The sequence below is a fragment of the Prevotella sp. genome (assembly GCF_036570325.1).
Lineage (GTDB): Bacteria > Bacteroidota > Bacteroidia > Bacteroidales > Bacteroidaceae > Prevotella.
The window spans coordinates 1-11533 of sequence record NZ_DATCYK010000038.1 but is presented as its reverse complement, the minus strand read 5'-3'; the positions used below and the strand labels follow the sequence as shown (position 1 = coordinate 11533).

At 48.7% G+C, this 11533-nt stretch carries 5 protein-coding genes; all 5 read right to left on the bottom strand.

Annotated elements, in window-relative coordinates:
* On the bottom strand, positions 1-7057 hold a 7057-nt coding region (locus tag VIR50_RS03130; protein WP_331933688.1), incomplete at its 3' end, for a right-handed parallel beta-helix repeat-containing protein.
* 23 nt (positions 7058-7080) lie between these two features.
* Positions 7081-8088, bottom strand: a complete 1008-nt coding sequence (locus VIR50_RS03125) for a hypothetical protein (protein WP_331933687.1) — start codon at positions 8086-8088, stop codon at positions 7081-7083.
* 17 nt (positions 8089-8105) lie between these two features.
* A complete protein-coding gene (locus VIR50_RS03120) occupies positions 8106-9017 on the bottom strand; it encodes a hypothetical protein (RefSeq protein ID WP_331933686.1) in 912 nt (303 codons plus the stop codon).
* Positions 9018-9084: 67 nt separating this feature from the next.
* On the bottom strand, positions 9085-10836 hold the full coding sequence (locus VIR50_RS03115) for a hypothetical protein (protein ID WP_331933685.1): 1752 nt from the start codon (positions 10834-10836) through the stop codon (positions 9085-9087).
* A gap of 40 nt (positions 10837-10876) precedes the next feature.
* Positions 10877-11533, bottom strand: a 657-nt coding sequence (locus VIR50_RS03110) for an OmpA family protein (protein WP_331933684.1), incomplete at its 5' end; no start/stop codon positions are given.

Below are 11533 nucleotides of genomic sequence, written 5' to 3'. Positions count from 1 at the left end.
TATTACGCACAAGGTTACAGTTGAGTACGTGAACAGCCGCTTCATCTCCTGCCCAAATCACACCACCGTAGCCTTGATACTCAACCGCCTTGTCATTCTTAGGTTTCTGTTGGGTAATCTCCTCGGGTGAGCCAAAGAGCGACAAGTCTTTTATGCCCCGCTGCGCCTCATTATTGGCAAATAATGAATTTACCACATACAACTCATCATTCGTTGCGATACACCCACCACCACTATAAGTAGCCATGTGCGAGTCGTGCGACTGCTGGTCAACGGTACCCGAAGGACCACTTGTAAAGTTTTGTACAAACGAACAGCCTACAACAGTCAGAGAGCCATTCGTAAAGACAGCTCCACCTTGAATTGCACTATTGGCTTGGAATAAGCAGTTTGACAACAGTAAGGGCAAATTACGCTGCCCCTTCTGCATAGCGTTCTTTTCATCGCTATAGCCGAAGGTTCCATCCGCACTTGTAAACGTCTTACGCTCATTGCCGTCCACGTAAATACCTCCACCTCGAAAATATCCATTGAGCGTGTACACGGAATTTTCCTCATAGAAACGAGCATTACCGTTTGTAATCGAAATACCATCGATTATCGTGGTGCGCCGCAACAACGATTCCTCACTCTCCTGATCACGATCTGTAGTAGGTACCTTGAAATTCTTGTCTGAGTACATCGTAGGCAACGCCCCTGCACGGGCTCCGTCATTTATCATACAGATTACATGATACACATTGGTCACCTCATTATCAGGACCTGCGCATACACCGGACAACTCCGTCTGCTTTTTCATTTCCCACGGCTCAATAATCGAGTTTTGGTTCAGGTCGTAGTGCTCACGGGCCTCACGTATTTGGTCCGTCGTCTTACCATATAGCGTCACGCCGTTAACCACTTTGGTACCGCTCGTTTCCTGACAATACATAAACTCCGGCTTATCTATATTGACCGAACCTATCATGCGCACACCTTCAGGCATTACGAAAGTATTACTTCTCGAGTGAGTGGCCTGATGGTCTATGTTGGTATAAGGATAAAAAGTTCCACCATCAAGGAATATCTCAAATTGCACATTGTTGGCATTGGTCACTTTGCTACCGCTGTTACGTACATTGATGACATACTCCAATGCGTCGTCCAAGCGCAGGAAAGGATTGGCAAAAGAACTTCCCAACTGTGAATAAATAACATCGCCACTCTGCTGTAGCTTTTCAGCCCGCTCCATGTTGATGTCCTCAGCATGGGCTACGAACAGTCGCTTCATCAGATTTGCATCCGTAACCGTTGTACTTTTAATCGTGCTATAATCATAGTTAATCGCACGTGCGCCTATTTCAATATTACTATTCCACTTCGTATTTAGCACGGTTCCGTCATAGTCCTTCTGATCATTTGTCGCCACTCCCATACGTGGAACACCATTAATATCAACCGACTCCAACGATGGTATATTCTGCATGGTCTGCTCATATCCCTCGTACGACATTCCGACACGTGCAAGCTGTGACGACACATGCAGTGGATAAAAAGAGTCAACTGTTGTCCAGCGTACACCTAAACCGGGATCCGTTGACACTTCTATATTGTTCACACCGGGTATACGCCATGAGGTCACAGCACAATTTGACAACGGGAAGTTAGCAATATCCTGAATAGCTGACTTACTCGTCACACCCGACACATCGCCTTGGTCATTGCTTGTATTAGCCCAAAATACTGACGAGCTAGCACGCAAGTTATTCAAGAACCATATACCGCCACCACGGACAGAGGCTGTGTTCTTTACAATCGTTGATGAAGAAATAAATGGATAAGATTGGTAACTTACAGCCTTCCCATCTTCATCATTCACACAAATTCCACCACCGTAATTGGCTGTGTTATGCTGCACGATGGAGCCCGTAACAAGAGCACGATCCTCAAGGAACAAGCCACCACCTCTTTCTGACGCTAAGTTATTTTGTACGACACAATTACGCACATGAGCAAATCCGGTGACTATGGCGCCACCGCCATTCTGGTTTTTCTCCTGTACTCCTACAGCTGCTCCGTTCTCCACAAACAATCCATCTATCACCGCACGCGTATATTTAGCTTCCTTAGGGAAAACGCCCGAATAATCGGTCGCTGCCAACTTATCAGACAGTTTCAATGGCGTTTTTCCATCCGCGGCGGTCATTAACTTATCCGTCGTGTCAAACAAATAATCCGTAAACGTCACCACGTGGAAAACATTCACCTCTTGCCCGTCACTGATGTACTTACCCGTCAGCAGCGTCTTGTTATCAAACACATTACGCGTAGCGAAATTGTCCTTATCGCTGTAACCTCCCCATACTTCCACGCCGCGTGGCACTTGGATTGACCAGTCACGAGGATTCTCCTCACTACCATCCGTCTGAGCCGTACGGGTAGGAATATAGCCTCCACCTTGGATTGCTGACAACTTCACTACCACCTGATGCGTCGGATTACCGTATTTATAGCGTCCCGCCGCGTCGAGCACCTTCTGTAGCTTCTGCATACAAGCCGCCGTCGCCGGTGAAGAAGCCGAGGCCACGCCGGCACCATTCTGCGTAACATAGTACGTAGCCACGTCTATTCCGTCCTTGTCCTTCGACATTTCCGGAGCAATGTTGGCGGCTCCGTTAAACTCATAGGCACCCTTGTCTATCGTACAATCCTGAACACGATCGGCACCCGCAATATCCTCGGTAATACCATACTTCGTCTTTAAAAGTTCACCGTACTGGTCTGCACCCATGTTGATGCAATATTTCGCTATATCCTTGGTATCAGCAGCATTCAATACATAAGGATTATTCGAGAAACCGTTCGCATCATAAGTATAGTTTTTTTCATGAAAGAGGTTCACCGCCTTACAAGCTTCATAATAGGCAGTAACCTTTTCCGCACTATAGTCACCAGTACCCATAGGAACATTTGCAGAATAAACCAACGTGGGATCAGTTATTTGCGTACGTCCTGCATTTACACCCGCACTGGCATAATAAGGTATGGGAACAGAGTGAAAACTGTTAAACTGAAAACCGGGTTTGCCAATAGCATCCGTCCAGCTTCCGCGACAGAACGGATTATAATTCTCACCGGTCATGCCATATCCGTAATTTCCCCAAATAATACAATTATAGAACTTCGAGGCATTTTTTACTAAATCACCATTTCCTTGTACAGCACTATCCCAAATCGCGGGAGCAATAGCGTTACGGTTTCGTAGATTTACTTTACCTGTATTGTAAGCTATCGTACAGTTATAAAACTCTGACTTCTTACTCGTGTACACCCCGGCTCCCAAGCAGTTGGTTCCTCCATCCGCACGATTCTCCACAATCAATGAATTGATCAGCGTTCCTCCTGCCAAATAAAGACCGGCACCGGCACATCCCGCAGCATTGGTTATTTTATTGTTACGAATAATACTATTTTCTACGATACAGTTTACCGGAACATAGAGACCAGCACCACCGCCAGCATAGCCACCATTATCTTTTTTCAGATGATTATTACGGATAAGACTGTTTTTAATAGTCACATAACCTGAAAGATGAATACCTGCACCATTACAACTATCGTCGCCATTACTCTTTATATAAGAATAGCCATTCTGAATCGTCAACCCTTCCCACAAGGCACGGTTGGTCTCTTCGGTAATACTATTCGGTTGCTGATAAATAACTATCTTGTCTCCACCGCCATCTAAAATGGTCATGTACTCCGGCTTTAAGTTGGATATATCGCGTTCCCCTACTTTCATACCCGGATTACCATAAGGCAAGAAGCCACCTCGCACGGTAACTCGGGGCTTTATCGTCAACATGTAGGGCAATTTACCCGCACCATTATTGGGACCGTCCGTTGTAGTAGCTGCCTCTTGATACGTTCCGGCTGCCACCCATATTTGCTTACCCGGAGTGGCTACTTCCAGCGCATGACGTACCGTTGCAAAGGCAGTGCCCCATGAGCGACCATCATTGCTGTCATCGCCACCATCCTTAGCCATTCTCACATAAAGCACGTCATTCAACGGGGGCAAAGTGGTGTCCTCTATGGCACCGGCGTCGGGCGCTCCACCGAATGTACGCTTGTTCTGCGAGGTCATATCTCTTTCCACCGACAAATCCGTCGAAATCGCCATATTGATAATAGGGTTCATATCTAACGGTGTAAAGTTGGCCACGCCACCAAACACCGTCAAATCGTCCATATTCTTACGAGCACCGATATTGCGGGTAGGATTCTCAAAACCACAGTAGGTACGTTTATCTTCAGCAGAATAGCCCAAGAGCTGCTTTGTGTCCGTCAGGCTCAGCCCGGCGGGCACTGTCAGCGCCTTATCCACAATATTATTTTTCCCCGAAATCTCGGCCAGCACGCCCTTGGCCAGCAACGGCTGCTGGGTACCGCTCTTCAAAAGATCGTAAGATGAGGACTCCGTTTCCGTATTGGCAAAGAAAACCGAGTTGGTAGAAACAATCTTTCCGGTATATCCTTTGGCGGAAAGCGTCTGCAAGGGGTAGCCCACGTTACCGACAACCGTACAATGGTCTAAGGTTACAGTGGCCCTTCCGTTGGCGGTAACGACACCACCCTTAGCCGTAGAACTGTTATTATGAATAACGCAGTTGATCACTTTCAAGGAGGCTTCCACTATCTGAGCCGAGGGATTGGCGTTGGTGCCCATATTCTCCACACCGGCCACATAAATGGCCGCACCACCGTCGGGGGCCGTACAGTTGTCAATCACACAGTTGCGCAACTGATTATTGGTAAGATTTATACGACCTTCGGGATCGAGCGCACTATCGTAGTTTCTGTTGGAAACCGTGATACCTCCACCATAAGGAATGCCGAGAGAACCATTGGCATTGGCCGCATTTCCATGTATGAGCCTGAAGCCATCGAATATCACGTCGTGCACATTATCAAACACGACAACGTGCGTGGAATTATTCTCATAGCCCAAATTAATCACGTTGGCACTGATGGTAACGGGATTGGCCACCGGATTACGCCCGTCGGTAAGCGTTCCCGTGTTGGCTTTCGGGTAACCACCGAAAATGCGCATGTTGGAACGTGGTCGGATACTGGCCGTACGAAGCTCGGCCAAATGATTGCCATCAAACAAATAAGAGCTGGGGCCGGCAGTATTCACCGCGCCGGTCTTCACCAATATCTGTACCTTCTGATCCTTTTGGCCATTGTACTTCTTGAGGAACTCTATGGCATGACTGATACTCACCAAAGGCTTGTCCCAACTGTAGCCACGAGCCTCATGATGGTCGGTTACCACATAAGAAGGGTCTACAAAGATGGTGGGCAGCGTAGCTTCGGTATCACTTGTCTCAACCGGAGCAAGCTGAGCAACTTGTATCTTGGGCTCTTCCGACAAAAGCGCGCCAAGTGTTGAGATGGGGTCGAAGAGATGACTATCAATATCACTGTCGAGCTGTGTCTCCAAGAGTGACTCATGCAACGCAAAGTTTTTCGACATACGAACACTTTGGTTACGCAAGAAAGTAGAAGCCTCCGGCCGCCAGTCACTCACTTTCGACAAGTTAGGAGAGCCGGCACCGGGCGTGGCCGTAGGCTCATGGAACAAGGTATGGTTACCCACGGCATTACCTACGGGCATATTGCTATTGGCCAATGAGAACACATTGTGCTGCACGGTATTGCTCCAATCACTGATGTCATGGTTTTGGACGGCCGTGTACCATACAGTAGGTTTCTCGGTCGTAATATCCGCCGACGCCTCCGACCCCACATGGGCCGCATACTGAATGTTATTATTGGCCGCACAAGCATTACCACTCATAACAGAGTTGTAGACCACACCGGCCTGATTGATATAGACGCCACCACTGCGGCCGTAACGCCGACCGCCATAGACTACATCCACCCCCCGGTTATCGTTGTTAGAAACGGTGCAATGGTTGAGGGTTCCACCATTATCGAGCACCACGCCACCGGCCTCTACTTTAGCGGTGTTATTGACTACTATGCAGGACGACAAATGGGGATGGAACTGCTTGGCACGATCTTTCCACGCCACGGGTACCTTTGATTTGTAATAGCTGAGCGAGGCACCGCCACCTATTCGGGCTACACAACGTGTAATCATACTATGGCGTACCCGGCCTTTGTACTCGGCTGCCACACCGCCACCCAAACCATCGATGATACCCACACCGAGCGTCTGACATTGGTCTATGAGGCAATGGTCCACCGTACCACCGCCATCCATATAGATTCCACCGCCCCGCAAGGCCGCTGAACAGTTCTTGACAATACAATTGCGGAGTATCGCGCCCATCACCATATAGACGCCACCGCCATATCCGGTGTGCTCACGAGAAGCGATTGTACGGTTGGAGGCATTGCCCTCCTGAATCGTCACGCCATCCACACTTGCCCCATGCGTAAGCGCCTTGTAATGCGCCGTCTGCGTGGCGTCCTGCTCCTCACCGGCCGTACCAAACCAAACCACATGATAAGAGTTGCCGGGGAAGCGGGTCTTATACTGGCTGTGAGCCTCATCCCAAGTAAAGGTTGTCTTCGTAGAGGAATGGCTTCCCGTAAAGATGGTGGGCGACTGGAAGCGCCACTTGTCTACCCCCGTCTCTGCCTTGCGCTCACTGACCTTAATGGTTCTCGTCTTATCGGCTGATTCCAGCATGCGGTCGCCGGGCTTAGCCTCAGGCGCCGTGGCATTGAAACCACCATACACATGAATACCGTCATAAATCTTAAATGAGGTATATTGTATACCCGAGCTGCTCTGCTCGGTACTCTCCGTAGGCACATAGGTACCGGCCTTAACATAGACGCTGCCCGACTTGAGGTTGTTGGCCTCAAGATAACTGTGCAGGTCATTAATGGCGTCCTGTACTTCCTTGAACGCTGTCGTCCACGACCGGCCGTCATTGCTCAACCGACCGTTCTCACCATCCACATAACGAATGGTATCGGTCTGGGCGTAAGCTACGGATACAAATAAAGCGAGAGATATAAGAATGAGTAGTTTGCGCATATCTTGTCTTGTGTTTAATCTTGTTACTCTGTCCAACCGTTGTTGATGGCTATCTGACCATACATCCATGGCGTGAAGACAGGTGAGGTTTTTGCGATTTGAATATTCACTTGCTGCAGCTTATTGACCGTGCTGCCATTTTTCCTCATTTGCAAACGAATAGGAAATTCCCCTCCGTTCTTATAAGGAATGATATAGAAATAATGGCGTCCATACCACTGATTGCCGATATTAACCGGTAAATCATAGGTGTAAGTATTCGCGCCGGCACCATCATTCTCCATTGGTCGGAAAAGATAGCAATTTTCTTTTTTCAAGTCCGAGACGCTGATTCCACTCAGTCGCACATTGGGTTGGATGGCCGGGGCCACATTCCAATCAAGGTCGAGACGGGCCGCCACATGGTACAACACCATGTCGACACTTGGATAATCGGTAGCATAATCGGTTACCTCACCGTAATATTTCCCACCGATCTTATAATTATAGGGCGACGTGTAGATGTCTTTCAGGAAGTCGTAACTGCCCGAGGCGTCGGCCTTAAAGTTGAATGTGACATTTTTCACGGCTTCCTCAGTTTGCGGATACCCATGGTCGCTGATGTCGAGCTCCACCGGCGAAACGGCACAATAAACTTCACCCGACGTGCGATCCTTGGGCAACATCACATGAATATCACCGGTATAAACGTAAAGCGAGTCGGTTCCCGCCACTTGAAACGCCGTCTGCGCACCCAATTTCTTCTCCCATTTATCGGCCGACAGCGTATGGCTCAAGGGGCGCTGAACCGTCTTGGTGGTTACGCCATTATGAGTATGGGTCGTGACAAGAAAGAGATAAATGTACCGTGGCAGTTGGAAGGTTTCGTAAGTGCCGGGATCTCCATAGGCCCTCATCACCATGTTGCCCGTAGGAATGGCTATTCTCACAGGCATGTCGACCGTTTGCAGCCCCTCGTCATCATGAGAGGAACAGCCAACGAACAAGCTGACGAGCAACAGAAGCGAGAAATACTTATAGGGAATACGCATAGAATTATAGTAGTTTATCAGAACTGCGGGTCAAAGGTTTGACCATGTTTCCAGTCAAAAGTAACACTGGCGCCCACGGAGGCGGGGGCCAACACAGCTCCTTGCTGATTGATTTTAAAACGGAGTTGGCGTATCTCGCCGGCCTTGAGCGGGTCGTTCACCGTCAGAATCGTCTCAGTGACGGTGCCGTTAGGCAAGGTGGCATACACCTTAACGTTCCACACGCCGCGGGAGGGAAAGGTCACTCCCATGAAGAGTTTCTCACTGCCAAGGGGATTGTCTACCTGCCGCGTACGGATAAGGGGATTTGTATGATAAGTGTAGACGGAGTCCGCAATCTGAAAACCATCAGCCATATCGGTGATGTACACTTTCAAATCGCGTATGTCGGTACCCGCGTCATCAAAGAAAATCTCGGTAACGGCATTGACCTGATAAAGATTCATAAGGAAATTCTTGTCGGGAGCGTCCGACACATCCATGGCCAATTTGCCGGTATAGATAGGAGTCTTATGGCTGTCGATGACCTCGCCGGCCTGCTGCTCCAAGAAAGCTGTTGAGCTATTGTCGGCAGACCGGAGGCTCACCACCCCACTCTCTGCCACGTTAGCCACGCCTATATGCCGATACTTGTCCGCGTCAAGATACACCGTCAAACTAGTATGGGCCGGCTGATTCTGCAAGGTAGAGCTTTTCACAAGCTCTCCCGTAGCGGCTTTATGAAAAGAAAGCGCAAAACTATTGCTATTGCCATTTCCCAACAGTGCCTGCCATGCCGCGTCAGGATTGCTGACCATCCGAATCACGTAATCTATGCGGTAGTCCTTACCGCAATCACTCAGATCGTCATCAATCGTGTTGCAACTCGTCATTGTCAAAGTACCTATCGCAAGGATGGCTCCTATCACAGTCTTGCCTATATTCATCATGTGCCTATTTAGTTGTTTAATACACGCTCTCCGATTTGGTCGGAGAGCGTGTTCTTATGGAATTTTATTAGAGATCTACATTAAATGTGAGTCCGCTCTGCCATGTCAAGTCTACAGAAAGACCGAGGCTCAACTTAGGTGTACGGAGGTCAGGAATAACATTGTAGGCATTACCGAGACCGATAGGATTGGTAAAGCCGGGAACACCCGTAGTCTTATTACCACCCTTTATTGTAAGGTTGGCTGTCGTGATATAATCCTGCTTGAACACTTTATGCACATCGGTAGCGCCTGTGCCCTTAGCGGGTTCAAGCTTAGCTATCAGATAGAACTTACTGCCTGCGGGAATAATACCGGTAGCACCTTGGAAATCTTTTCCTGTCTTATTTTCCAACTCAATGGCAATATTTACTTCGATATTATCCGAAGTCTCCAAAGCCAAGGTGTAATTTACGGCAGAACCTGCCGCGGTAGCGGTAGCACCGGTAACGGCATTGTCATAAACAGTTACTTCCTTTTCTCCGGCTTTTGGAGTAAAGTCGAAACCAACCGCTTTTTGACCACCGATAAGAACACCGGTAATAGGGAAGCTCGTATCAGTAACAGTTACTTCCTCACCCAAGTTATCATAATACTTGCCATCTGCGCTTGGCTCAATTTTCACAACAGTATTAAGGCGACCCACCGCATACTGAACCGGCTTAACCAAGGCTACAGAACGGGTAGTAGAGGTCACTGCGGTAGAAGGCGATGTGTAACCATTCAAAATCTGCTCCCATGTATTCGTCGTATTATACAATGGTTCCTGATCTCCTGTCATGGTCTTTACATCCGTATTTACGGTATAATAAAGATTAGGCATATACACATAGTTCTTCAACACACCAATCTGCAAGCCTTTATAAGTCTGTGTAGCTTCAGGATCCGCAACAAATTTATCGGTGCTCCATTTTACCACAGCAGCTCCATCGGGCAAGTTAATATTCTTAGGATAACCGGCAACGGCGTCTTGCAAAGTAAGCGTCTCGCCTGCAACCGACACGTATGTGGTGTTGGCAATAGCCGTTCTGATGGCTTTCGAGAGATTGTCTGCATTAGGCTTCAAAGAGTTGTAGAGCGACTGCACTGCTGCCAATACACTCGTAGAAGAACCTGCGGCCATTGTAATAAATTTATCATAAAGGTCTTTCAAACCTGCGTTGGTCGTGGCACTCCAAGCTGTAGTACCATCTGTGGCCGTAGCAATCGTAGTAAGATAAGTTGCGATAGCTGTAGCTTTAGCGTCCGCGGTTCCGGCAGCAAAGATTGGCTCGGGAGTGAATGTAAAGGTACTATTCTCACCCGTTAGCGCTGACTCATTTAAAGTACCAAACTTAAATTTATCTGTCGCTGTTGTAACCGTTCCATCATTGGCCTTTCCGTAGAATAGGAAGCCGGTTGTTCCGATAGGAACATTGACATCCTTATAGAGTTTTGCATTCGATTTTGCTCCCAACTCTGTTGTGGCAATATCTCCAAGTGAAATATTGTCACCAAGACGAGTAGAAGTTCCCGTAACAGGTGATACGCCATAAGGAACGAGCGTCATACCTGTCATTCCACGGAAAACGGGAGTCGTCTGTCCTTGTACGGTCTCTACAGACGCACGGGTCTTACCGGCAACATTCGCAGGAAGAGAGATTGAGAACTGTGTCTTTACAGACTCGCTGCCGATAGGATCCACGTCGGGATTGTCGCTACTCGAACAAGCTGTAAAAGCAACGGTGCCGCAGAGAGCTATCGCTCCCATCATGGCTTTGCTGAAAAACGTTGTTTCCATAAGATAATTGTTAATGTAATACTATTTAAAATTATTGTTATCATCGTTTATAAATCACCACACAAGAGGCGTAGCGCTCATCGCTCAGCAACTGTTCCTTGAGGTAACGATAAGTGGCGCCGCCATGGAGTGCCTTGATGGCCACCTCACGCAGACGGGCATTCTTGATGGTGTCGAGAATTCGCAGCACCTCGTCGCGGCCCTTGAAGTTGGCTTTTCGTACCTGCGCCTCAAACAAGGTCCACGCCTCGCCCTCTCCGGAAGTCGATATTCTGTCGGCCGACAACGCCGCATTGTTAACAACATATTGCTTCAGCGCCTCGGCTCGCTGACGGGCAAGGGTGGCATTTCGCTGCGGATTGCCATCGATAGAGGCCATACCCACGATAGTGAGACGGTCGGTGAGCTTCGACACGTCGACAAGACGCTGGAGCGTAGCTTGGTTATTATGGAACGCCGGATTGACCACGGCACTGTTCAAAGCGAAATAAACGTAGAGCGTGTCGTTCTGTGGAACGGGCTGCGGCTTGACTACCGGCTGCTCAACAGGCACCAACGGCTTGGCCGGCTCTTCGGTAACGGGCGTAGGAACGGGCTGCGGCACATCGGGCACCACATTATCCGCAGGCACCGGGCGCGGACGCTCGGGCTCACGACCAAAGCGATAAACGACATTAAGACCTAACTGGGGCATGGC